The following is a 23,418-nucleotide window of genomic DNA, read 5'->3' on the forward strand; positions in this document are numbered from 1 at the left end:
TCGCTCAGGCTGACTGACGCATCACCAGGGTGGCGCCGAGCTTGACGGTGCGCGCCATGTCCTGCTTCGGCGGATCGGCCTCGTCCAGCAAGGCCAGCAGGATCTCGACACTGCGGCCGGCCATGGCGGCGAAATCCTGCGCCATGGTGGTCAGCGCCGGGCAGGTGTAGCGGCTCAGCGGATGATCGTCGTGTGCTGCAACCCGCAGATCGCAATCGGGCCTGCGGCCGACCTTCAGGCCGCGCGAGTACGCAGCCGCCATCACGCCAAAGGCGAGACGATCATTGGCGCACAGGATGGTGCGGCCGGGCAAGGCGCCGGCCTGCAGCATTTTTTCCGTCTGCTCGTAGCCGATGCGTTCGAAGTCCCAGGTGTAATCGCGGGTGCCTTCGATGACGACCGGCTTGAACCCGGCGGTCTCCATCGCGACGATGTAGCTTTCCTGGCGTTCGCCGGAGTTGTGGTTGACGTGTGGGATGTCGAGATAGACCGGCGGCTCACCCGAACGGCAGAGATAGTCGACGATGGTCGAGACGCTCTGCCGGTTGTCGTTGCCGACGAACGGCGTATCGCCCTCGATATAGGTGTCGAAATAGACGATCGGAATGTCCTGCCCGAGCTTGTCGAAGACGCCGCGGTCGGAAGCCAGACCCAGTGGGGCGATGATCGCGCCGGCGACCTTCAGGGACAGCAGCGTCCTGACCGACTCCGCCTCCAGCTTCGGCGAACCATGTGAGGAGATGACGATCGGCCAGTAGCCTTCGTCGCGGCAGCGAAATTCGATGCGGCTGACCATCTCGGCGTAGAACGGATCGGTGATCGTCGGCACGACGATGCCGATGTTGCGGGTGCGCTTGCGGTTGAGATTTCGGGCGAAAAGGTTGGGCTGATAGTCCGAGGAGCGCAGGGCGGCTTCGATGCGCGCCCGCGTCGCCGGCTTCACGCTCGCCGGATCGTCGAAATATTTGGACAGCGTCGGCCGGGACACGCCGCATGCCTGGGCGAAGTCATCCATCGTGCGGTGCGTCTTCTCCGCCATCGATATATTCCTGATCCCCTGCCATGATCGGCCCGCCCCCAGTCATGCGGCCGTTGACCGGATGCGACAATCCTGGATGGAACTTATTCAGTCAATTTTCACAGTTACCAATAGAACCCAGAAATATTGCATGCGTCAAATTATTCATTAACGTTTCAAAACTGAGGCGACTCGCCGCCGTTTTTCCCGCCAAACGCTTTCGGATAGCGCTGTTTCGTCGACTTGATCGTCAGTTCGACGATCGAGGGCTGCAGAAGCTTGCCGCTCGCTCTCGGCTCCGGCCTGCTTGCCAAATGCCGCCATGCCGCCCATACAGCTGGGCAATCGCCCACCCCGTCCGCGCCTCACCTGCCAGGGATACTCTCCAATGTCCGCGACGCCGTGGTCAAAGCCGTGACGGACCACTCCATGCCATCGCTTGCCGGCCTGGGCTGGACGGATTTTTTTGGCGACCAGCTCGAACCCGGCGACGCCGATCTTGTCCCGACGCGGATCGCCACCGTCCACCGCGATCGCCTGACCGGCCTGTCCCAGGCAGGGCCGGTCGATCTGACGCTGCCGGCGCAGGCGAACACCGGCGACTATGCGGTCGGCGACTGGGTACTGGTCGATGGGCATGAACACCTTGTGCAGCGCCGCCTGGTCCGCAAGACGGTGCTGGAGCGCCGCACCCAGGGCGGCAGGGTGCCGCAGCTTGCCGCGGCCAATGTCGACACGCTGTTCATCGTCACCTCGTGCAATGCCGACTTCAATCCCGCCCGGCTCGAGCGTTATCTGGCGCTCGCCAATGAGGCCGGAACGACGCCAGTGATCCTGCTGACCAAGGCCGATACCGCTGAAGACGCCGAGACGTATGCACGGCAGGCTGCCGCGTTGCAGCGTGGATTGCCGGTCGTGACGCTGAACCCCCGGACATCGGATGCGGCGACCGTCCTGGCTGCCTGGTGCGGTGTCGGCCAGACGGTGGCGCTGATCGGCTCCTCCGGTGTCGGCAAATCGACGCTGGTCAACACGCTGGCCGGATCGGGGCAGCAATCGCCGCAGCGGACCGGAGGCATTCGTGAGCACGATGCCAAGGGACGCCACACCACCACGTCGCGATCGCTGCACGCCATTGCCGGCGGCGGCTGGGTGATCGACACGCCGGGAATGCGGACGCTGCAGGTCAGCGACGTCGCCTCCGGTATCGACACGCTGTTTGCCGAAATCACCGAGCTCGCGCCGCTGTGCAAGTTCCGCGACTGCACGCATGTGCATGAGCCGGGCTGCGCTGTGCAGGCTGCCTTGAAGGCCGGGACGCTCGATCCGGAGCGCCTTGCCCGCTGGCGAAAACTGTCCGACGAAAACCAGAACAACACGCCGGCTCAGAGCGGACCCCGCGGAGCCAAGTCTCCCGGAGGTCGCGGGAAGAGGCGTTGAACGATTGGGGTTGATCTGGCCTCGGACTAGAGCCGCGCCGTCCCGAAAACGCGATCCCAGAACGCCGACGTCACACCGAAATTGGCCGCTTCGTCGATGTGGTGATGGACCGCGTGGCGACGCTTGAGCGTGTAGAGATAGCTCGGATGCGCGGGATGCCAGTGATGGATCATGTGGTGGATGCTGATGTACCAGAGGTACCCCAGCATCAACCCGCAGCTTACCGCGCTAGCGGTGGCGAAATCCGAGATCATCCATAGCGGCAGGAACGCGACCAGCGCATGCACCCCGAGGCTGAGCCAGGTCGGCGTGCCCACCGAACTGCGCTCCTCGACATGGTGACGGTCGTGCAGGTCCTTGATGTAGGGAATGTGGTGAAGAACGAACCTGTGCAGCACATACTCGATCAGCGTCCAGAGGCCGAGACAGGCGAGGACCGTGCCTATCCAGCCCGGCGCACCCTCTTCGCCGGCTTCGAGCAGCCCGGCCACTGCCAGCACGGCGATTACCAGCGGATACACGACGAAGTCGCTGTAGTAGCCAATAAGACCGAGTTGCATCGTCACCTAGCCTTCGAGCCGCCAAATAGGCGATGGTATCAGATTGCCGGACTCGCGGGTGAGGTGCAATGCAGCCGCGCCTGACATAGCGTCGCAATCCCTTGGTGCAAGGTTCGCGTCAACGATTCAAGGAACCAGTGGCAGGCTGCCGGCTTCGCAGACGGACATATAAAATGGCAAAACGGAGTGCGGGATTGCTGATCCATCGCCGCGAAGACGGTGGTCTCAAAGTGTTGCTGGTTCACCCGGGCGGCCCCTTCTGGGCGAAGAAGGACGATGGTGCGTGGTCGATACCGAAGGGTCTTGTCGACGAAAACGAGGACGAGTTGACGGCAGCGCAACGCGAGACCGAGGAAGAGCTTGGCGTCAAGGTCGATGGATACTTCACTCGTCTCGGCGACTACAGGCAACCGGGCGGCAAGATCGTCTCGGCCTGGTCCGTCGAGGCGACCATCGACATCGATGTGACCTCCATCAAGAGCAACAGCTTCACCATGGAATGGCCGCCAAGGTCGGGATCCCTGAAGGAGTTCCCGGAGGTCGACAGAGCGGGCTGGTTCACCTTGCCCGAGGCCGAGGTGAAAATCCTCAAGGGGCAGCGCCCGATGCTTTTGGATTTTGCCAGGCAGCAAGGCGCTGGATGATCCGCAGCCCTCAATAAGGCAGGCCGACATAGTTCTCGGCGAGCGCGGTCGATGCGGCGCGCGAGTGCACGAGGTAGTCGAGTTCGGCCTCCTGGATGCGTTGGCCGAAATCGCCGGTGTCGGGAAAACGGTGCAGCATCGTCGTCATCCACCAGGAAAAGCGCACCGCCTTCCAGACCCGTGCCAGCGCCTTGCCGGAATAGGCGTCGATGCCATCATGTGACTTCTCGACGTAGAAGTCGCGCAAACCTGCGAAGAGATAGCGCACGTCGCTGGCGGCGAGGTTGAGGCCTTTCGCCCCGGTCGGTGGTACGATATGGGCGGCGTCGCCAACCAGGAACATCCTGCCGAAGCGCATTGGCTCGGCAACGAAGGAGCGCAGCGGCGCGATCGATTTCTCGAAGGATGGGCCGGTGACGACATTTGCCGCCGTCTGCTCCGGCAAGCGGCGGCGCAACTCGTCCCAGAAGCGGTCGTCCGACCACGCCTCGACATGGTCGCCCTCCGGGCACTGCACATAGTAGCGGCTGCGATGCGTCGAGCGCATCGAGCACAGCGCAAAACCCCGCTCGTGATTGGCGTAGACCAGTTCGTGATCGGCCGGTGGCACTTCTGCCAGCACGCCGAGCCAACCGAACGGATACTGCCGCTCGAAGATTTTTAGCGCACGCTCGGGCACCGATTTGCGGCTGACGCCATGATAGCCGTCGCAGCCGGCAATGAAGTCGCAGTCGATGCGATGCGTGACGCCGTCCTTGTCATAGGTGGCGAAAGGCGCGGTGCCGTCGAAATCGTGCAGAGCGACATTTGCCGCCTCGTAGATCGTGGTCAGCCCTGCCGCGTCGCGCTTGTCCATCAAATCGTGCGTCACCTCGGTCTGGCCATAGACGGTGACATGCCTGCCGTCGGTCAGCGCCTTGAGGTCGATGCGATGCAAGCGTCCGTCGAAGGCGAGCGAGATGCCGGAATGCGGCAGCCCTTCGGCATGCAGCCTTGCCGCCGCGCCGGCCTGTTCCAGCAATTCGACGGTGCCCTGTTCGAGCACCCCTGCCCGCACGCGGCCAAGCACGTGCTCGCGGCTTGCGCGTTCCAGAATGACCGTCTCGACGCCGATGCCGGCCAGCAATTGCCCAAGCAGCAGCCCGGACGGCCCGGACCCGATGACGACGATTTGCGTGCGCATCAGTGGCCGACACTTTCGACCTGTGCGGCCAGTTCGGCGGCAAGGCGCAGCGACGCTGCCGTTGCGACGACCATTTGCGGCAGCAATAGCCACTCCAGCGTCCATGCAGCACCCGACCGCTCCTGCTCATGCACGAGCGCGTGATGCAGGCCGGCAAGCTGCGTGGCGTTGAAGCGGGCAAGCGCCACCAGCGCTTCGGCCTTCACCGGGTTCTGCTTGTGAGGCATGGTAGACGAGCCGCCACCGCCGGAAAGTTTGATCTCGGTTCCATCTTGCGCCATCAGAGCGATGTCCTGGCCGAATTTGCCGAGGCTGCCGGTCAGCAGCGATAACCAACCGGCAAAATCAGCGAGCGCGTCGCGCTGGTTCTGCCATTGCGGTGCGTCGCCAAGACCAAGCCTGACGGCCAGGGCTGCGCGCACCGCTTTCCCTTTGTCGCCTAGTTTTTCCAGTGTGCCGGCGGCACCGCCGAACTGCACCACCAGGAGGCGTCTCGACTGTTCCGGCAGCTTTTCCTGGTGCCGTTGCAACGGCCTCTGCCACGCTGCCACACGATCCTGCACTTTGATCTGAATCGCCTTCTGCATGCGCGTCATGCCGGTCAGCGCCCTGCTCCCAAAGCGCTCTTGGAGCGAGACGAGCCGCATGACTGTTTCGGTCAACAGCAGATCGAGATGCTCGACGACGGATTTGAGCCGAAGCATCAGGCCGGTGTCGATGACATCCTGGCTGGTCGCACCGAAATGCACTTTCTGGCCATGCGGTTCGCCGACCGCCGCCCTGATCTGGCGCACCAACTCCGGCACCATGACGCCGTCTTTGGCGACCCCGGCTCGCAGCAGAGCCGTGTTCGGCCGGAACGTGCCAAGCGCCGCCACGATAGCTGCCTCGGCATCTTTGGAGATTATCCCGTTATCGGCCTCCGCTTGCGACAGCGCCTGTTCAAAGGCCAACATGGCCTCGATTTCCGCCTCGACGGAAAAATGCCTCGCCGCTTCTTCGTCGCCGAGAAGAGCGGAGAGCAGCGGATGGTCGAAAGGCGATACAGTCATGTCACAGGCCTCCTGAGCATCAGCTATCGAAGAAGACCGTTTCCTTCTCCCCCTGGAGATGGACGTCGAAGACATACATATCGCCTTGGCGCTCGGCGATCAGCGTCGGCACGCGAAGGCGGTGCTCGACCCGCGCAAGGATCGGATCTTCAGCATTGGCCTTTTCCTCATCGGAAAAATACAGTCTTGTGTGCAGGCCGAGATTGATGCCGCGGGCGACGATCCAGAGCGTGATATGCGGCGCCATCAGGCGACCATCGTTGAACGGGACGCGGCCAGGCTTGATCGTCTCGAACGCACACAGGCCGGTGTCCATGTCGGTCGGGCAACGGCCCCAGCCGAAGAAGTTGGGATCGGCCGTGCCGCGCGGTTCTGCCGGCGAATTGTAGAGCCCGTCGGCATCCGCCTGCCAGATCTCGATCAGCGCATCCTTGAGCGGCGTGCCGGTGCCGTCGAGCACCCGGATGCGCAGGCCGATGCGCTCGCCCCTGGTCTTGTCGTTGACCATGGTGGCGCCAAGGTCGGTCGGATAGACACCGCCGATGCCGCAGAAATTGGGTGTCAGCCCGATATGGACGTACGGTCCGGCGGTCTGCGAGGGGCTCTCCCTGAGCCGGTCGAGCGACTGAGCCATCAATTGCCCTCCAGCCTGTTTTCGAACCGCGACGCGCGGCGCCCGCGCAGAACGATGTCGAACTTGTAGGCGCGCGCGTCGAAGGGGATCGTCGCTTGCATGTCGAGCGTTGCGATCAGCGTCTCAATGGCCGCCTTGTCGGGGATGCCGCGCACGATCGGGCAGTGCCAGATCAGCGGATCGCCCTCGAAATACATCTGCGTGATCAGCCGCTGCGCAAAGCCGTGACCAAAGACAGAGAAATGGATGTGCGAAGGCCGCCAGTCGTTCGGCCCGTTCGGCCAGGGATAGGGACCGGGCTTGACGGTACGAAACGCATAGAAGCCATCCTCGCCTGTAATAGTTCGGCCACAACCGCCAAAATTCGGATCGAGTGGCGCCAGATAGCCATCCCTCTTATGGCGATAGCGGCCACCGGCATTGGCCTGCCAGAACTCAAGCAGCGCGCCGGGCACGCCAACGCCGCGTTCGTCGAGCACCCGCCCATAGACGAGGATGCGCTCACCGAGCGCGCTCTCGCCGGGCCTGGCGAAATTGTGGATCAGGTCGGCGTCGAGTTCGCCGAGCATGGCGTGACCGAAGACCGGGCCTGCAATCTCCGATAGCGTGTTGTCGAACGACAGCGGCGCCTTTTGCGGTGAGCGCAGCACCGAGGTTTTATAGTTCGGCGTCAGAGCCGGCGGATGCCATGTCCGGTCGCGCTGGAAGAAGGCGCCGGTCTCGGGCCTCCGGGTCGAGCCGGACTCAGCGGGCATTCTGGCTCCCGTCCATTTCCGAAAACACCTCCTTGGCGATCTTGAAGGCACGGTTGGCGGCCGGCACGCCGGCATAGATGGCGACATGCAGGAACGCCTCGCAGATGTCGTCGCGCGACGCACCGGTGTTGGCGGTGGCGCGCACATGCATGGCGATCTCCTCATCATGGCCGAGTGCGGCCAGCAGCGCCAGCGTGACGATCGAACGCTCACGCTTGGTGAAGCCCGGCCGCGCCCACACGGTTCCCCAGGCAGCCTCGGTGATCAGCTCCTGGAAAGGCTGGTCGAAATCGGTGGCGGCGATTTCGGCCCGGTCGACATGCCGGTCGCCGAGTACCGAGCGCCGCACCGCGAGCCCCTTGCGATATCTGGCTGCGTCGCCGGGGACTTCATCCATGAGTTTCTGCTCCAGGGGCAAGCGACGCGATAAAACTGCGGATTAGGGCGACCAGCGCTTCGGGTTGTTCGACGCAAGGAATGTGTCCGGCGTCGCGGATGATCTCGAAGCGCGCGGCGGGGATCAGCTCGGCCAGCGAGCGGACGAGATCGGGCGGCGTCGAGCCATCCTGGTCGCCCGCGACACAGAGTGTCGGCACCGCGATGCGGCGTGCGGCATCGGTGAAATCGGCATCGCGAACGGCAACGCAGGTCCCGATGTAACCGGCGAGCGCTTGCCTGGTCATCATGTTCCTATAGCCGTCGAGCTCGGCTGGACGCGCCGCGTGGAAGGCGGGGGTGAACCACATTTTGAGCACGCCATCGGCAATCGCCTGGATGCCCTTGCTTTCGACCGTTGCGATGCGTGTGTTCCAGCTGTCCGTCGTGCCGATCTTGTGCGCCGTGTCGCAAAGGATCAGGCCTTCGACGATTTCAGGTCGCCTGGCATAGAGCCCCTGCGCGATCATGCCGCCGACCGACAGGCCGCACAGCACGACTTTGCTCAATTCGAAATGATCGATGAGGCCCGAGAGATCATCGACATGATCGTCGATCGACCTGATGTCGCCGATGTCGGACAGCCCGTGACCGCGCTTGTCATAGACCAGCAGCGGCATTTCACCATCGAGCGCCGAGACAATTTCGTCCCAGATCCGGAAGTCGGTGCCCAGTGAATTGATGAATATGATAGGGCGCGCATTGCCGCTCGCCTTGATGTGGCGATGGTGCAGCGTGATGCCGCCGATGGTGAGGAATGGCACGGTTTCGGTCCTTTGCCCCCACATTGCACAAGGCGTTTGGTTCAGTAAAATGATATTTTGCGTCGTTTCATTAACTCATGGGTTATTAATTCATGTCTGAGAGCCGGATCCGGTTCCGCCATTTGCAGGCATTCCTGGAGGTCGCGCGGCAGGGAAGCGTGGCACGAGCGGCTGACTTGCTGCATGTCAGCCCGCCGGCAGTGACCAAGACATTGCGCGAGCTGGAAGGGGCGCTGGGGGTTGCGGTGGTCGAGCGCGACGGCCGCGGCATCCGACTGACGCGCATCGGCGAGATCTTTCTTCGCCATGCCGGAACGGCGATCACGGCACTCAAGCAAGGCATCGATTCCGTCCGCCAGGACGGAGCGGTCAGCCGGCACCCGATCCGCATCGGCGCGCTGCCGACAGTGTCGGCGCGGGTGATACCGCTCGCCATGGGTCTGTTCCTCGAGGAGGACACAGGTGCGGCGATCAAGATCGTCACCGGCGAGAACGCCGTGCTGCTCGAACAGTTGCGCACCGGCGCGCTCGATCTTGTCGTCGGACGGCTGGCGGCGCCGGAAAACATGACCGGCTTCTTCTTCGAGCACCTCTATTCTGAACCGGTGCTGTTCGTGGTGCGAGCCGGACATCCGCTGCTCGATCCGGGACAGGATGTGTTCGCACGGCTCGACGAATTCCCGATGCTGATGCCGACGCGGGAATCGGTCATCCGCCCCTTCGTCGACCGCCTGTTCATCACCAACGGCATGACGGCGCCGGCAACCGAGATCGAAACCGTCTCGGACTCCTTCGGCCGCGCCTTCCTGCGGCAAAGCAATGCCGTCTGGATCATTTCGGCTGGCGTCGTTGCCAATGAACTCGGCAGCGGCGCCTTCGTCGCCCTGCCGGTCAACACCGAGGAAACCAAGGGACCGGTCGGCCTGACCATGCGGACCGACACCGCGCCCTCGCCGGCCTTTTCCATCCTGCTGCAGACCATCCGCGAAGCGGCAAGGCAAAGCGGCTGATGCGTCAGGCTGTGCGGGATCGTCATCGGCAGAAGGCAGTCGGGTCGAGGTCGAAGACCCGTCCCGGATTGAGGATGTTTCTCGGGTCAAGCGCTGCGTTCAGCCGCCGCATCGTGGCGATCTCGGCGTCGCTGCGGACCAGATGCAGCCACTTCTTCTTGTCGAGACCGATGCCATGTTCGGCCGAAACGCCGCCTGCCGGGCAAACGCTCGTCCACGCAAAGCGACGTCGTCCGTGTCCGTCGGCAATGTAAAACAGGACAATCGTCCGGTATCGATCACGATGGATCGTGATCGATACCGGAGAGTTGTCTTACTGAAGCTTGGCTTGCAGCGCGTTGACATCGTCGGTGGTCATTTCACCGTCCGTTGCCACCTTGCCGTCGACGATCTTCCACAGGCGGAACGGGCCGGTGATGTCGCCATATTTATCGAAGGCGACAGGGCCGATGACACCTTCATAGCGGATCGGCTTGCCGTCCTTGATCAGGCCGAGCGCCTTGGCGAATTCTTCCTTGCCGGCAAAGATCGGCGTGCCGGTAGGATCGACGGCCTTGTACATCGCGTCCTTGATCTTGGCCGGATCCTCCGAACCGGCGATGGCGATGGCCAGACCAACAATCGCGCCGGCGTCATAGGAGCGGTCGGCCGCCGGATTGGTCGGTTCGATGCCGGAGAATTCCTTGTAGTTCTTGGTGAAATACTCCGTCGAGGCCGTCGGGCTGGTGCCGGAGGACGTGCCGTAGGCTTCCTTCAGATAATCGGCGCCGACGGATTCGATGAAGTCCGGGCTGTTCATGCCGTCATTGAGCAGGAATTTCTGCACGCCGCCCTGCGAGATCCAGGTACGGGCGACCGTAGCGCCGTCGACCGGCGTGCTGACGAGGTAAAGACCGTCCGGTTCGCCGGCCATTGCCGCCGTGACTTCCGAGGCATAGCTCGACTGCTTCTCATTGTAAGGCGTGTCGGAGACGATGGTGCCGCCGAGCGCTTTGTAGGCACGTGAGAATTCGGCCACCATGTTGACGCCGAAATCGTTGTTGACATGGATGATCGACAGCTTCTTGAAACCCTTGTCGACGGCGTATTTGGCGGCGGCGACGCCCTGCAGCGCATCCGAGGTGATGGTGCGGAAGAAGATGCCGTTGGTCTTGCCGTCGCGGCCGAGCGCGGTCAGCGTCGGCGAGGACGAAGCCGGCGAGACCTGGACGATCTTGGCTGGTGCGGTGACCGAAGTCAGGATCGGGATCGACACCGAGGAGATGATGCCGCCGATGATGACCGGCACCTTCTTGACCTGAACCAGCTGGGTGGCGGCGTCAACGGCGACGTTGCCCTGGCTCTGGCTGTCGCGCGTGTCGGTGACGAGATCGCAGCCGCGCACACCGCCGGCTCCGTTGATGTCGCGGAAGGCCATCTCGACCGACTTGGCGCCGGCCTGGCCGTATTCGCCGGCCGGGCCGGTCAGCTCCATGACGAGGCCGACGGTGATCTTGCAATCGGCGGCTTGCGCAGCACCCGCCATCGTGACGAGGGCGAGCGCGGTGGTGAGTTGGAGTATCGTCTTTGTCATTGTTGTTCCCCTTTCGTTACTCGACTGTATTTGAATTCTGGAGCCTGTTCAGCGTTCCGGCACCTGCAGCCAGGTCTCATGCAGATGTCGCCATTCAACGCCGTTGGGCGCCGATGAACTGGTGGTGAAGACGGCACTGGACTGGCGGCGGCTGTGCTTGCCTGCGCGCAGCTGCGCTTCGACATAGAGGACGACGATGGTATCGGCGTCCTGCCAGCCGGGCCGGATGTCCTCGATCGAAATGGCAAAACCATCGTCGCAGGAAGCGCGGCTTGCGCGGACATGATCGATGACCGCTTCGCGGTCGAGGATCTGCCCGTCCGGCGCCACCATGCTGAGGTCTTTGCCCATGGCGCGTTCGAAGCGGCCGAAGTCCACCGTGTTGGCGCGCGCAGCGACGAACCAGTCGACGAAGAAGCGGTGCAGGTCGATGATTTCGGCGCTGGCGCGTGAAAACAGGGAGGGCTCGTCGCTCATTTCTTCCCCGCATTGAGGTTGTAGTGCATGATCGAGCCGTGACGGCCGTGACGGTCGCGCTCCAGCGTGTAGACGTCGCCCTCGAGACCGGTGCCTTGCGCGATGACGGCGGCAATCCGCGCCCGGTCTTCGGCGTCGAGCGCAACGTCCATGATCTTTGCATTGGCCAGCGCATGCGCCTGGTTGCGGGCGCCGACGATGACGGCCGCCACTTGCGGCTGCTCCAGCACCCAGGCGCTGGCGATGGTGGCGATGTCGACGCCGTGGCGGTCGCCAACGGCCTTCAGCGCCTGAAGCAGGTGCTGGAAAAGGCCCCAGCCGCCGAAATCGTCGATGATCAGCTTGTATTTCACCAGCGAGCGGTTTTCGAGCGGCGTGGCCGGTTCGGCCACGCCGAGCCATTTGTCGCTGAGAAAGCCGCCGGCCACCGAGCCATAGCAGAGGAAGCTGACGCCGTGTTTGGCGGCGAGGCTCGCCAAGCTGTTGCCAGGCCGCTGGTCGAGCACCGAATATTGCAGCTGCTGGCTGACCAGCGGTATGCCGGCGGCAAGGATTTCAGCCAGGCGCGGCGTGTCGAAATTGGTGGTGCCGAGATTGCGCACCTTGCCTTCAAGCCGAAGCTCGTCGAGCCAGCCCATCGCCTCGACATAGCGAGGCTGGTCATAATCCCACCAGTGGAACTGAACGAGATCGAGCCGCTCGGTCTTCAGCCGCCGCAATGACTGGTCGACGATGCTCCTGATGTAGTCGCGGCTGATGCTGGCCAGCCGTTCGAGGTCGGGCACCAGCTTGGTGTGCACCTTCATCCGGGCGGCGACATCGAGGCCGCGCTCACTGGCCAGTCGCAGGCGCGCGGCGCCGATCAATTCCTCGACGCCGGTGTAGATGTCGGCGCAATCATAGGTCCAGATGCCGGCATCGAAGGTGGCGATCAGATCGGCCACCGCCTGGCTGCGGTCGATGGCGCCGTGGCCGCCGGCCAGCTGCCAACCGCCGCGGATGACGCGCGAGATGGTGTAGCCAGAGCCGAGTTCGAAGGTCTTGGCACTCATCTCAGGTCATCCTTTTTAGGCAGCGGCACCGCCGTGGTCTCGGCGTGGCTGAACCGCCGCTTGGCCATCCTGACGATCCTCAGCCGGCTGGCGCAATTGGGATCGGGACAAGCGATCTCCGCGTCCGAGGTCATCCAGTCGTTCGGGTGGGTTGGGCGCTGCTTGGCCGCCAGCAGAGGCAAGACGGCGGCGAGCGAATAGATCGAAAAACCCTGCCCTGCCGGCATCGACAGCATCTCGCCCTTAAGTTCGAAATAGTCGCCTTCCTTGGCGCCGCAATAGATCGGCTTGCCCTCCGGGATGACCGCCTCGACGCGAAGATCGAACAGCTCGAAACTGTCGTCGGCCATTCAAGCCTCCATCAGGCTGAAGGTAACATCGCAGGCGCCGTTGCGGCGGATGACACCGCAAGCGGCGGCGAACCGGTCACGCTCTTCGACGCGCACTTGCGCCACCACGCTGCCGGCCAGCCAGCCGATCGGGAACAAGAGCCGCGCGCCCTGCCCGTAGTAGAGGCCGATGTCGAAGATCGCATTGGGATTGCCGCCCCACATGCGTGGCGGCACGTAGGAAAGCACGATGTCGCCCGGCTGCGGCGTCAGCGTCGCGTTCTCGGCCGGCAACGGTTTCGCATAGGCCTGGCCCTCGAGATCGGCCGCGGGAACCGGACAGGAGATTTCCGGCCCCGTCCACATCGCATGGATGCCAGGGACGACACGTGGCGTGCCGAGATAGGCCGAGAGGAAGGCAGCGTTTTCCGGTGCCTTCTCGGGCAGCAGCAGCGCCGTGACGGAAAGCTGCGAGCGCGGCTCGGTGATCCTGATGGCGGTCATGTCTGGTCTTTCGCGGCGGCGGCCTGCAGCTTGCTGCGCAGGAAGGTGAAGGGGCGGCTGATGTCGGCGACAAGCGATTCGCGCGCCGCCTGCGCATCCTGCGTGGACAGCGCCATGACGATGCGGCGGTGATACTGGGCGGTGTCGACTTCGCCGGCCTCCGAGAAGGCATAGATAGCGACGCGGATGCAGGGCCCCGATTGCAGCCACAGGCTCTCGATCATCGGGATCAGCACGGCCGAGCCGCAGGAGCGGTAGATCTCGAAATGAAAGCTCTGATTGAGCGTCACTTCGCGATCGACGTCCTTCTTGTGTTTCAGCGCCCGCATCTCGTCCCATTCGCCGAGAATGGTTTCGATGGTGGCGATCTGGCGCGGGCCCATGCGGGCGGCGGCCAGCGCGATCGCTTCGCCCTCGATCAGGATGCGGGCACGCAAGAGATCATCCAGCCGTTCCAATGTGATCGGCGGCACACGCACCGAACGGTTGGGCAGCGCCTCCAGCGCCTTTTCCGTGATCAGCCTGCCGAGCGCCTCGCGCACCGGCATGGTCGAGGTGACCAAGGCGTCAGCTAGGCCACGGATGGTCAGCACCTGGCTCGGCTCGAACAGGCCGCCGATCAAGGCGCGGCGCAATTCCGAGTAGACGCGGTCCTGCACAGTTTCGCGGCCGACTGGCGCAAGCTGGGCCGCGATCGCCTCGTTGTTCTTTTCGATGGCAGCCTTTTGCATGGAATTCCGTTCTTGGCCGGTTTTCGGCTTGCGGATGAAATTAAAGCCGAATAGCGTGATCAAAGCAAGTGTGATCACAAATCATAATCAGGAGACGGCAACGATCGTCTTCGGCCAGAGGGTTTGATGAGCGAGGCAACCAAACGGCAAGGGGAAACCCGCGCGCCGGTTCTGACGGCAAGGAATGTCGTCAGGCGGTTCGGCGGCCTTGTCGCGGTCAACGATGTCTCGTTTGACGTCAAAGCGGGAGAAATCCTCGGCCTGATCGGCCCCAATGGTGCAGGCAAGACGACGATGTTCGACCTGCTCGCCGGCAGCATCCTGCCGACCAGCGGCGAGATCCTACTCAACGGCACGCCTGTCTCGGGCGAAGCCGCGCATCTGCGCATCGGTCATGGCCTTGGCCGAACTTTTCAGATCCCGCGCCCGCTGCCCAATCTGACGCTGATCGAAAACATTATGCTGGCCGCACAGGGCCAGGCCGGCGAAAAGCTGCTCGCCAATTTCATCACGCCATGGCGCGTCGCCGCGCAGGAAAGAGCCGCCAGGACAAAGGCGCTCGAACTGCTGGAACTGGTCACCCTCACCCATCTCGCGCATGAGCCGGCGCGGGTGCTTTCCGGCGGCCAGCGCAAGCTGCTCGAACTCGCCCGCGTGATGATGGCCGACCCGGCGATCATACTGCTCGACGAACCGGCGGCCGGCGTCAACGCGACGCTGCTGGAGGTCATCATCGACCGCATCCGGGACATCAACGCGCGTGGCATCACCTTCCTGCTGATCGAGCACAATATCGATATGGTGACGCGGCTTTGCCATCGCGTCCTCGTCATGGCGAGCGGCCAGCTGCTCAGCGAAGGCACGGCCGAAGAAGTCGCTCGCGACCCACGTGTCATCGAGGCCTATCTCGGAGGCGCGGCATGAGCGAGATCGTCCTCGATGTCCGCGACCTCGAAGCCGGTTACGAGCCCGGCGTGCCGATCGTGCGCGGCGCCTCGATCACTGTCAAAAAAGGCGAGATCGTCGTCGTGCTGGGCCCCAACGGCGCCGGCAAGTCGAGCTTCATCAAGGCCATCGCCGGCCTCGTCCCGATCACCGGTGGCACGGTGTTTCTGGACGGCAAGGACATTACCGCTGCGCCTGCCCACACCATGGTGCGGCTTGGACTGGCCTTCGTGCCGCAGACCGAAAACATCTTCCCGCTGATGTCGGTCGAGGACAATCTCAGGGTCGCCTGCGGCGTCCTCGAGCGGCGCGAAATCCCTGCCCGCATCGAGGAGATGTATGCCGCCTTCCCAGACCTCGTCCGCCAGCGCCGCACCGCCGCCGGCAATTTGTCGGGCGGACAGCGGCAGATGCTCGCTGTCGCACGGGCGCTGATCGTCCACCCCAGAGTGCTGGTGCTGGACGAGCCGTCGGCCGGCCTGTCGCCGAAATTCGTCTCGATGGTGTTCGAGATGCTGGCCGGCATCCGCAAGTCCGGCGTCACCATCCTGCTGGTCGAACAGAATGCCAAGGCGGCGCTCGCCATCGGCGACCGCGCCTATGTCCTGGTCGAAGGCAAGGACCGGCACGAGGGCATCGCCTCCGAATTGTGGAACGATCCGGTGGTCGCCGAACTCTATCTCGGCCAGCGCCCATCTAAGGCAGGGAAAGGAGGTGAGGCATGAGCCTGCAATTTGTCGTCGACGGATTGCTGACGGGTTCGATGATCGGCCTCGGCGCCATCGGCGTGACGCTTACCTATTCGATCCTGCGCTTCTCGAACTTCGCCCATGGCGACTTCATGGCATGGGGCACCTATGCGACGCTGGCCGTCGTCAGCGCCATCGGTGCGACAGTAGGCAAGGTGGCGCCGATCGCACCGCTGTCCTTCGGCTGGCCGCTCATTGTTGCGCTCGTTATCGGCATGGCCTTCACCGCGCTCTTGGCGCTGCTGCTCGACAAGGTGCTGTTTTCGCGGCTTCGCTCGCAAGGCCAGGCGATCATCGTGGTGATGGCGAGCTTCGGCGCCTCGATGGCGCTGAGAAGCCTGCTCGAATTCACCTTCACCTCGCGGCCGACCTATTTCAGCCGCGCGATCCAGATCGCCATGCCGGTCGGCTTCGGCATCCGCATCACACCCGACCAGATCGCGCTTTTGCTGCTGACCGCGGTGCTGGTGCTCGGCGTGCATCTGTTGATAACGCGCACGCAGACCGGCCGCTCGATGCAGGCCTTGAGCCAGAACGCGGCGCTGGCCCGCATCGTCGGCATCGATGTCGCCAGCGTGGTGCGCGTCACCTGGGTCATCGGCGGCGCTCTCGCCTGCGTCGCCGGCGTGATGATCGGCATTCTGGTGCAGATCCGCCCGTTCATGGGCTTCGACATGCTGCTGCCGATGTTCGCCGCCGCCATTCTCGGCGGCATCGGCAGCATTCCCGGTGCGGTGCTCGGCGGCCTGATCATCGGGCTCGCCGAGGCTGGTGCGGTGCAGTTGATCGGCGCCGAGTGGCGCGCCGCCGTTTCCTTCATCATCCTGATGGCGGTGCTGTTCGTGCGGCCGATCGGCCTGTTTGGTGTGAGGGAACGCTGATGGACCTGCTCGGTTACGGCGCCTTCTTCCTGACCACAGCGCTGATCTTCTCGCTGGTCACGCTAGGGCTCAATTTGCAGTGGGGCCTGACCGGGCTGTTCAATGTCGGCCTCGCCGGCTTCGTCGCCATCGGCGCCTACACATCGGCGCTGCTGACCACACCGGACGATGCCGCGCGGCTGGGCGGCTTCGGCCTGCCGATCCTTGTCGGCTGGGCGGGCGCCATGGTCGTCGGCGGCATCGCTGCAGCGCTTACCGGCATGGCAACGCTGCGGCTGAAATCCGACTATCTGGCGATCACCACCTTCGGCGTCGCCGTCGTCGTGCAACTGGTCGCGCTCAACGCGCAGAAACTGACCGGCGGCCCGTTCGGCATCGGTTTTATTCCGCGCCCCTTCGGCAGCCTTGCCGAGACGCCGCTGCTGTTCAACCTGTCCAACCTTGGCGTGGTCTCGGTGGTGACGCTGATCGCCTATCTCGCCTTGGAACATTTGTCGCGCAGCCCGTGGGGGCGGGTCTTGAAGGCGTTGCGCGAGGATGAGCGGGCGGCGATCTCGCTTGGCAAGAGCGCGCGTTTCTACCGCGTCCAGGCCTTTGCCGTCGGCGGCGCCATCATGGCGCTGGCCGGCGCGCTGCAGGCGCATTTCACCGGCTTCATCGCGCCGGATAATTATCTGCCGATCCTGACCTTCCAGGTCTGGGTGATGCTGATCGTCGGCGGTTCCGGCAGCAATCTCGGCGCCGTCATCGGCAGCATCCTGGTGTGGGCGATATGGGCCGGATCGGGCACGCTGACCAGCATCCTCTTCCCGCCGGAACAGCAGGCTCGCGCCGCCGCGCTGCAGATCGCCGCCATCGGCGTCATGCTCTGCGTCATACTGCTGATCCGGCCGAACGGCCTATTCGGCGACAGACCGCGGCGGTCCTGGTTAGGTAAGCGGGCGAAGGCGGCGACGGCCAGGAGCATTTCGCCGTCATGAATGCCACGGTTCGGCGGGAAACGCATGGCGCTTCGCTGTGGCATGCCGTCAGCCGCAACCGCCGCGAGCGGCCGGCGCTGCAGAGCGGGCTCGCTGTCGACCTGGCCATCGTCGGCGGTGGCTTTTCCGGTCTTTCCACCGCGCTGCACGCGGCGGGGAAAGGCCTTTCCGTCGCCGTTCTCGAAGCCGAATTCATCGCCTGGGGTGCGACCGGCAGGAATGCGGGCTTTGTCGTGCCGAACTTCGCCAAAATGGATCCAGTCGACATACTGGCCCATCTCGGACCGTCGCGCGGCGAAAGGCTGATCGATTTCGCCGCCGGCAGCGCCGACCTGGTCTTCCGCCTGATCCGGCAGCACGGCATCGACTGCGACGCCGTGCAGAACGGATGGATCCAGCCTGCGCATTCGCCTGCCGCCTTCGAGAAGGTCAAGTCACGTGCCGGGCAATGGGCACAGCTTGGCCGGCCGGCAGTCACATTGGACCGGCAGGAAATCGAAGCCCTGACGGGCGTGCCGGGCTATGCCGGCGGCTGGATGGATCGTTGCGGCGGCGTGCTCAATCCGGTCGCCTATGCGCGCGGGCTTGCCGATGCGGCGGAGAAAGCCGGCGCGAAGGTCTTCGAGCAGACGCGCGTCGCCTCGGTTGATCGCATAGCCGATGGCTGGATGCTAAAAACCCCATCTGGCTCAGTACGCGCCGGCAAGGTGCTGATCGCCACCAACGCCTATGGCTGGTCCCTCAATCCGTCATTGCAGCGAACCTATTTCCCGCTGAAAGTCTTCCAGACCGCGACAGCGCCATTGCCTCGTGAAGTACGCAGCCGGTTGCTTCCCGGCGGGCAAGGCGTCGGTGACACCAGACGCAATCTGTTCACCTTCCGCTTCGACGCCGAAAACCGGCTGATCAGCGGCGGCATGAACATCCTTGGCGCTGGTGCCGACACGCGCGTACCGCAGACGATTTGGCGAAGGCTTGGTCGGCATCTCGGTCTGCCCGACCTGCCGCCGCTTGCCTACAGCTGGTCGGGAATGGCAGCGGTTGAACCGGATTTCCTGCCGCACCTGATCGACCTCGGTCCGGGCCTGATCGCCGGACGCGCCTGCAACGGCCGCGGCATCGCGATGACAACGGCGATGGGCAAGGTGCTGGCGGACTGGGCCTCTGGAACCGAGGCCCGCGACCTGCCGCTGCCCTATGCGTCGCCGGCGCCAATCCCGTTCCATGCCTTGCTGCGGCACGCGCCCAACATGCTGCTCGGCTGGAGCATGCTGCGCGACCGGCTGGACGGGACGAGCTAGGCCGACGGCTACCTGGCAGCGTCAAGGTTTGCCGACAGCACGGCGGCCGCCATCGCGATGTCCTCTTCTATGAAGACCCGCACAGTGGGGCCGCTGCGCTGCTCCAGTGCGGCGACGATCTTGCGATGCGCGTCGTTGGAGTCCGGGATGTAGCGATCGGCCTGCATCAGCAGCTTGAGATAAGGCCCAACCCGCCCCCAGAGGTCGCGGATCATGTTCAAAAGGATCGGCGCGCCGGCATGCTGGTAGATGGCGAAGTGGAACGCCTCGTTCAACGAGAGATAGGCCCTGGCGTCGCCGGCCTCGATGGCACGCTGCATGCCGGCGAGCGTCGCCTGTATGTCAGCCAGCCCGCTTTCGCTCATCCTGGTCGCCGCCATCTCGCCCGCCAGTCCCTCGACGGCGATACGGATGCGCGTCAGTTCCTCGAAGGCAGGCGCGGACAGCAACGGCACGATGACCGAGCGGTTGTTCTGCATCTCGAGCAGTCGCTCGGCGACAAGTCGCTGCAGCGCCTCGCGGATTGGCGTGGTCGAGATGCCGAACGTCTCGGCGAGCTTGCGTATAACCAGCGTCTGCCCCGGGCTGAAACCACCCGAAATCAATTCCTGCTTGAGCGCACCATAGGCGCGGTCATTCAGGGTCTGATGTTCGAGCTTCAGCATGCGCGGCCCGCTCCGATCACCAGTTCGACAAAGCGCGATCGAGCGTCTCGGCCAGTTGCTCGGCATTGTCCCTGGCAAACGGCAGTGGCGGCCTGATCTTCAGCACATTGCCGCGCGGACCGCAGGACGAGATCAGCACGCCGTCCTCGCGCATGGCTTCGACGACCGCCGATGTCTTGGTGGCGGCCAGCGCCTCGTCACCGTCCGCCGTCAGCTCGACACCGAAATAGAGGCCGTTGTGCCTGATATCGGCGACCGCGCCATGCCGGCTCTGCAGGGCGCGCAGCAGCTCAGCCGTATAGGCGCCGACATTGCGCGCATTCTCGATCAGTCCTTCGCCTTCGATCACCTCCAGAACGGCGAGGCCGACGGCGGCAGCGACCGGATTGCCGCCAAAAGTGTTGAAGTAACCGGTGTTCGAGCCGAAGGAGGCGACAAGTTGCGGCCGCACCAGCACGGCACCCATCGGGTGCCCATCGCCGATCGGCTTGCCCATCGTGACGATGTCGGGCTCGACGCCGTAATTCGCGAAGCCCCACATGCCCTGGCCGAGCCGGCCGAAGCCAGACTGGACCTCATCGGCAATGACGATGCCGCCGGCCTTTTTTACATGGTCGGCCGCCTCGCGCATTACCGCCGCATCCGGAAAGAAGATGCCATCGCTGGAAAAGGCCGAGTCGAGAAGCAATGCGGCCGGCCGGATATTCTTTGCGCGCATATCTTCGATGGCGGCAGCGACATTTCTGGCGAAATCATGTGCGGCCCGGCCATGGTCGCGGAACGTGTCCGGCGCTGTCACGGTGCGGTGCTGCGCGGGCACGCCCTTTGCCCCGACCGCCGCCGGCGACAGCTGCGCCGTCGCGATGGTGGCGCCGTGATAGGCAAAGTCGGTGATGATCACCCCGGTGCCGCCGCTGGAATGCTGGGCGATGCGGATGGCGAGGTCGTTGGCCTCGCTGCCGGTGCAGGTGAACATGGCATGGCCGAGATGGGCCGGCACGGTGCCGAGAAGTTTCTCCGCGTAGTCGAGGATGATCTCGCTGAGATAGCGTGTGTGGGTGTTGAGCGTGGCGGCCTGCCCCGAAAGCGCCTCGACGACACGCGGATGGCAGTGTCCGACCGAGGCGACGTTGTTGTAGGCGTCGAGGAATCTGCGACCCTGGGCATCGTAGAGCCACACACCGCTGCCACGCACCAGATGGATCGGATTGCGGTAGAAGGCGCGGTAAGTCGGCCCGAGCAGCCTGGCGCGGCGCTCGAGCAGCGCGCGCTCCGATGCAGCCGCGTCGGCATTTGAAGGATATGGCGAGGACTGGGACACGAGCATTTACTCCGGATTGGAATTGTCGAGAAAATAGCGGCGGGCATCGGTGGATGACAGACCATCAAGCTTTTCAAGCGAAGCCCAGACCTCGGTGGCGAGGCGCAGCACGTAGTCGCGTTTGGCCGGGAAACGCTCGGCCTGCCAACTGGCGATGTTGACGATGAGCGCAAGGCGGGCACGGATCAGATTGAAGAGAATGCCGATCTCTTCGGCCTCCAATGGCTGCACCGACTGATAGCCGGCGACAAAGCGCACCGCCGGCGCAAGCGGATGACCTTGCGCCGGCCAGCGATAAACGGCGCCGATGGCGAGGTCGCAGATCAGCGGCGAATGGATCATGTCGCCGAAATCGAGGATGCCGCTGACGATCTCCGGCCGCGACGCGTCCATCACCACATTGTAGGAGTTCATGTCGTTGTGGACGATCTGCGCGCGCAGGGTGGGGATGACCGGCGCCGCATGCTGCTCGAAGGAGTCGATCGCGCGCTCGACCATCGCCCGCCGGCTCGGATCACTGATATGCGCCATCATCGGCCGTGTCTTGGCGACCTTGCGGATGTCCCAGAGCAGGTCGTTGCCGGCGGCCGGGTGGAAGAAGCCGCGCAGCGCCCGGCCAAGGCGGGCGAGGAAGATGCCGAGATTGCGATCCTGCGCATCGGAAGTCGGCGAGCGCGACAGCAGCTGACCGGGCAGATAAGTCACCAGCCGGATGATGCGCGGCGCCGATCCACCAACACTGGCTGCAAATTGCGGCTCGCCTTCAAGGCTTTTGCGCACCGAGGGAACCGGCAAGGTGGGGTCGACTGCAAGGATGTGGTCGAGCGCCTTGTTCTGGAAATCGGTGAAGCCGGCCTCTTCCGCCGGATGGGAGATCTTTAGAACGAACTCACGCTCGCCGTCGGCCTGGATGTGGAAATTGTGGTCGCGTTCGCCAGGCAGCGGACGCGCGGTGCCGGTCAGCCCATAGTACCGGCGCAGGATGGCGAGCGCTTCGGCCGCCGAAACATCAGGCGCGTCCTCGGCGAGTGTTTCGCCGAACGCATCGGGGACGGCCGCATTCATGGCTTAGCCTCGATAGGTTCAAGCCCGCACCAGTCGGCGATGAACAGCGCGATGGTCTGGGTGACCTTGCGCACCGAGTCGAGATCGACCGCCTCGTCATAACCATGCGGCATGCGGCAGATCGGGCCATAGACGATCGCCGGCGTGTCGGCATAGAGGCCGAAGAAGCGTGCATCCGTCGTCGCCGAGGTGACGTGTTCCGTCAGCGGCTCGCCCCAGACGGCGGTATGGCTGCGGCGCAGCACGGATTCCATCTCGTCGGCATCCTCCAGCACATAGCCTTCGGCCATGAAGCCGTTGTAGGTGAGGCTCGGCGGACGATTGGCCAGGAACGGATCGGCACGCGCCGCTTCGGCGATACAGGCCTCGAGCTCGGCTCTCGCGTCTTCGAGCCTCTGGCCGGGATAGGTGGCGACGCGCATCTCGAAGACACATCGCGCCGGAACGCTCGATGTCCATTCGCCCCCTTCGATCTTGCCGAGATTGAAGCGGATCGGGTGCGGGTGATCATGGAAATGCTTGTCGTCGACCTTGCGCGCGTTCCAGACGATTTCGAGTTGCTTCAGCGCCTGGATGATGACAAATGCCTTTTCGATGGCATTGGCCCCGGCCGAAAATGCACCCGACGCATGCTGCGGGTCGCCGTCGACCTCGACCCGGAACCAGATCGGCCCGACCTGCGCCCGCATCAGCCTCGGCTCCAGCGGTTCGGGAATGAAGGCGGCGTCGGCGCGGTAGCCGCGCTGCAGGCAGGCAAGCGCGCCATTGCCGGTGCATTCTTCCTCGACCACCGACTGCAGGTAAACGTTCGCGGCCGGCTGATAGCCAAGGCTGCGCAAGGCGGTCAGCGCATAGAGACAGGCGGACAGGCCGGCCTTCATGTCGCCGGCGCCGCGGCCATGCATCCAGCCGTCCTCGATCACCGGGTCGTAGGGATCGCGCACCCAGCGGTCGAGCGGTCCGGTCGGAACGACATCGATATGGCCGTTGAGGATCAGCGAGCGGCCGGTCGCGTTTCGCGGCGTATGCGTGGCAACGACATTGAAGGCGTCGTCATAAGAAACTGCCACGGGTGAAAAACCCGGCAGGTCGCGAACCGCATCGACATCGACGCGCCACATGTCGACGGCATAGCCGTCAGCCTCAAAGGCAGCCGCCATGAACGATTGTGCGGCATGTTCCTCGCCACGCTGTGAAGGAAAACGCACGAGCTCTTGCAGAAACGCTACCTGCCGCGCGAAGCCGTCATCGACCGCGCTCAGAATGGCCTCGTCCGCAATCCGCTCAGGCATCATATTTCACTTTCTTCTGAATGGTGTATCATATCTCATATGCCATTCCTGTGAAATG

General features: G+C 63.9%; 26 protein-coding genes and 1 pseudogene. 8 read left to right on the top strand and 19 right to left on the bottom strand.

Annotation, left to right across the window (positions count from 1 at the left end):
• Window positions 1-4: 4 nt before the first annotated feature.
• Window positions 5-1,039 carry a LacI family DNA-binding transcriptional regulator gene (locus tag EN749_RS02015; protein ID WP_128362467.1) on the bottom strand — a complete coding sequence of 345 codons (1,035 nt, stop codon included), beginning with the start codon at window positions 1,037-1,039 and terminating at the stop codon, window positions 5-7.
• A gap of 408 nt (window positions 1,040-1,447) precedes the next feature.
• Here EN749_RS02015 and rsgA point away from each other — a divergent pair, with 408 nt between their 5' ends.
• A complete protein-coding gene (rsgA, locus tag EN749_RS02020; protein WP_189367303.1) occupies window positions 1,448-2,458 on the top strand; it encodes a ribosome small subunit-dependent GTPase A in 1,011 nt (336 codons plus the stop codon).
• A 26-nt stretch (window positions 2,459-2,484) separates the two neighbouring features.
• Here the strand turns inward: rsgA and EN749_RS02025 are convergent, their stop codons facing one another.
• Window positions 2,485-3,018, bottom strand: a complete 534-nt coding sequence (locus EN749_RS02025; RefSeq protein WP_127381450.1) for a sterol desaturase family protein — start codon at window positions 3,016-3,018, stop codon at window positions 2,485-2,487.
• A 173-nt stretch (window positions 3,019-3,191) separates the two neighbouring features.
• On the opposite strand from EN749_RS02025, the gene EN749_RS02030 reads away from it, so the two are divergent.
• Window positions 3,192-3,662 carry an NUDIX domain-containing protein gene (locus EN749_RS02030; RefSeq protein WP_127397441.1) on the top strand — a complete coding sequence of 157 codons (471 nt, stop codon included), beginning with the start codon at window positions 3,192-3,194 and terminating at the stop codon, window positions 3,660-3,662.
• Window positions 3,663-3,672: 10 nt separating this feature from the next.
• Here the strand turns inward: EN749_RS02030 and pobA are convergent, their stop codons facing one another.
• The 6 genes from pobA to pcaD are packed head-to-tail and all read right to left on the bottom strand — an operon-like array spanning window position 3,673 to window position 8,485.
• Window positions 3,673-4,845 carry a 4-hydroxybenzoate 3-monooxygenase gene (gene pobA / locus EN749_RS02035; protein WP_128362468.1) on the bottom strand — a complete coding sequence of 391 codons (1,173 nt, stop codon included), beginning with the start codon at window positions 4,843-4,845 and terminating at the stop codon, window positions 3,673-3,675.
• Window positions 4,845-5,897, bottom strand: a complete 1,053-nt coding sequence (locus EN749_RS02040) for a 3-carboxy-cis,cis-muconate cycloisomerase (RefSeq protein WP_128362469.1) — start codon at window positions 5,895-5,897, stop codon at window positions 4,845-4,847. Before EN749_RS02040 ends, pobA begins: the two co-directional genes overlap by 1 nt.
• Window positions 5,898-5,916: 19 nt before the next feature.
• Complete coding sequence (gene pcaG / locus EN749_RS02045; protein WP_127396354.1) at window positions 5,917-6,531, bottom strand: protocatechuate 3,4-dioxygenase subunit alpha; 615 nt, start codon at window positions 6,529-6,531, stop codon at window positions 5,917-5,919.
• The gene (gene pcaH / locus EN749_RS02050) at window positions 6,531-7,286 is read right to left on the bottom strand and encodes a protocatechuate 3,4-dioxygenase subunit beta (protein WP_127318461.1); all 756 of its coding nucleotides are present in this window, start codon (window positions 7,284-7,286) and stop codon (window positions 6,531-6,533) included. The genes pcaG and pcaH overlap by 1 nt, the downstream gene beginning before the upstream one ends.
• The gene (gene pcaC, locus EN749_RS02055; RefSeq protein ID WP_127318459.1) at window positions 7,276-7,683 is read right to left on the bottom strand and encodes a 4-carboxymuconolactone decarboxylase; all 408 of its coding nucleotides are present in this window, start codon (window positions 7,681-7,683) and stop codon (window positions 7,276-7,278) included. The genes pcaH and pcaC overlap by 11 nt, the downstream gene beginning before the upstream one ends.
• Complete coding sequence (pcaD, locus tag EN749_RS02060; RefSeq protein ID WP_127811103.1) at window positions 7,676-8,485, bottom strand: 3-oxoadipate enol-lactonase; 810 nt, start codon at window positions 8,483-8,485, stop codon at window positions 7,676-7,678. Before pcaD ends, pcaC begins: the two co-directional genes overlap by 8 nt.
• Before the next feature lie 92 nt (window positions 8,486-8,577).
• Here pcaD and pcaQ point away from each other — a divergent pair, with 92 nt between their 5' ends.
• Window positions 8,578-9,495, top strand: coding sequence for a pca operon transcription factor PcaQ (gene pcaQ / locus EN749_RS02065; RefSeq protein ID WP_127396356.1), 918 nt, complete (start codon window positions 8,578-8,580; stop codon window positions 9,493-9,495).
• A 22-nt stretch (window positions 9,496-9,517) separates the two neighbouring features.
• On the opposite strand, the pseudogene EN749_RS02070 reads toward pcaQ, so the two are convergent.
• From EN749_RS02070 to EN749_RS02100, 7 genes and pseudogenes are all read right to left on the bottom strand, one after another.
• Window positions 9,518-9,691, bottom strand: a pseudogene (locus tag EN749_RS02070) (FAD-linked oxidase C-terminal domain-containing protein); the annotation flags it as partial.
• Window positions 9,692-9,808: 117 nt separating this feature from the next.
• Complete coding sequence (locus EN749_RS02075; protein ID WP_127396357.1) at window positions 9,809-11,068, bottom strand: ABC transporter substrate-binding protein; 1,260 nt, start codon at window positions 11,066-11,068, stop codon at window positions 9,809-9,811.
• A 48-nt stretch (window positions 11,069-11,116) separates the two neighbouring features.
• Entirely contained in the window at window positions 11,117-11,545 is a 429-nt protein-coding gene (locus tag EN749_RS02080; protein WP_127266587.1) for a DUF4440 domain-containing protein, read from the bottom strand.
• Complete coding sequence (locus EN749_RS02085; protein WP_128362470.1) at window positions 11,542-12,597, bottom strand: aldo/keto reductase; 1,056 nt, start codon at window positions 12,595-12,597, stop codon at window positions 11,542-11,544. Before EN749_RS02085 ends, EN749_RS02080 begins: the two co-directional genes overlap by 4 nt.
• Window positions 12,594-12,947, bottom strand: coding sequence for a TIGR04076 family protein (locus EN749_RS02090; protein ID WP_128362471.1), 354 nt, complete (start codon window positions 12,945-12,947; stop codon window positions 12,594-12,596). The genes EN749_RS02085 and EN749_RS02090 overlap by 4 nt, the downstream gene beginning before the upstream one ends.
• Window positions 12,948-13,430, bottom strand: a complete 483-nt coding sequence (locus tag EN749_RS02095) for a DUF3830 family protein (RefSeq protein ID WP_127270673.1) — start codon at window positions 13,428-13,430, stop codon at window positions 12,948-12,950.
• Window positions 13,427-14,161, bottom strand: coding sequence for a GntR family transcriptional regulator (locus EN749_RS02100; protein WP_127270675.1), 735 nt, complete (start codon window positions 14,159-14,161; stop codon window positions 13,427-13,429). The genes EN749_RS02095 and EN749_RS02100 overlap by 4 nt, the downstream gene beginning before the upstream one ends.
• Window positions 14,162-14,287: 126 nt before the next feature.
• Here EN749_RS02100 and EN749_RS02105 point away from each other — a divergent pair, with 126 nt between their 5' ends.
• Genes EN749_RS02105 through EN749_RS02125 form a run of 5 tightly spaced genes read left to right on the top strand, consistent with a single transcriptional unit; the run spans window position 14,288 to window position 19,017 of the window.
• Window positions 14,288-15,085: an ABC transporter ATP-binding protein gene (locus tag EN749_RS02105; RefSeq protein WP_127398307.1), complete on the top strand. Its 798-nt coding sequence runs from the start codon at window positions 14,288-14,290 to the stop codon at window positions 15,083-15,085.
• Window positions 15,082-15,831: an ABC transporter ATP-binding protein gene (locus EN749_RS02110; protein ID WP_127381440.1), complete on the top strand. Its 750-nt coding sequence runs from the start codon at window positions 15,082-15,084 to the stop codon at window positions 15,829-15,831. Before EN749_RS02105 ends, EN749_RS02110 begins: the two co-directional genes overlap by 4 nt.
• Entirely contained in the window at window positions 15,828-16,736 is a 909-nt protein-coding gene (locus EN749_RS02115; protein WP_127327031.1) for a branched-chain amino acid ABC transporter permease, read from the top strand. Before EN749_RS02110 ends, EN749_RS02115 begins: the two co-directional genes overlap by 4 nt.
• Window positions 16,733-17,716, top strand: a complete 984-nt coding sequence (locus tag EN749_RS02120) for a branched-chain amino acid ABC transporter permease (RefSeq protein WP_164874023.1) — start codon at window positions 16,733-16,735, stop codon at window positions 17,714-17,716. The genes EN749_RS02115 and EN749_RS02120 overlap by 4 nt, the downstream gene beginning before the upstream one ends.
• Window positions 17,713-19,017 carry an FAD-dependent oxidoreductase gene (locus EN749_RS02125; protein WP_127398651.1) on the top strand — a complete coding sequence of 435 codons (1,305 nt, stop codon included), beginning with the start codon at window positions 17,713-17,715 and terminating at the stop codon, window positions 19,015-19,017. The genes EN749_RS02120 and EN749_RS02125 overlap by 4 nt, the downstream gene beginning before the upstream one ends.
• Before the next feature lie 8 nt (window positions 19,018-19,025).
• Here the strand turns inward: EN749_RS02125 and EN749_RS02130 are convergent, their stop codons facing one another.
• From EN749_RS02130 to EN749_RS02145, 4 genes are read right to left on the bottom strand one after another with little or no spacing between them, the layout of a single operon-like run.
• Entirely contained in the window at window positions 19,026-19,682 is a 657-nt protein-coding gene (locus EN749_RS02130; RefSeq protein ID WP_128362472.1) for a GntR family transcriptional regulator, read from the bottom strand.
• 16 nt (window positions 19,683-19,698) lie between these two features.
• A complete protein-coding gene (locus tag EN749_RS02135) occupies window positions 19,699-21,009 on the bottom strand; it encodes an aspartate aminotransferase family protein (protein ID WP_189367305.1) in 1,311 nt (436 codons plus the stop codon).
• On the bottom strand, window positions 21,010-22,068 hold the full coding sequence (locus EN749_RS02140; RefSeq protein WP_128362474.1) for a phosphotransferase: 1,059 nt from the start codon (window positions 22,066-22,068) through the stop codon (window positions 21,010-21,012). It abuts the gene before it with no gap.
• Complete coding sequence (locus EN749_RS02145) at window positions 22,065-23,360, bottom strand: ArgE/DapE family deacylase (protein ID WP_189367309.1); 1,296 nt, start codon at window positions 23,358-23,360, stop codon at window positions 22,065-22,067. Before EN749_RS02145 ends, EN749_RS02140 begins: the two co-directional genes overlap by 4 nt.
• Window positions 23,361-23,418 lie beyond the last annotated feature (58 nt).

This window comes from Mesorhizobium sp. M7A.F.Ca.ET.027.02.1.1, from assembly GCF_004022985.1.
Classification (GTDB): Bacteria; Pseudomonadota; Alphaproteobacteria; order Rhizobiales; family Rhizobiaceae; genus Mesorhizobium.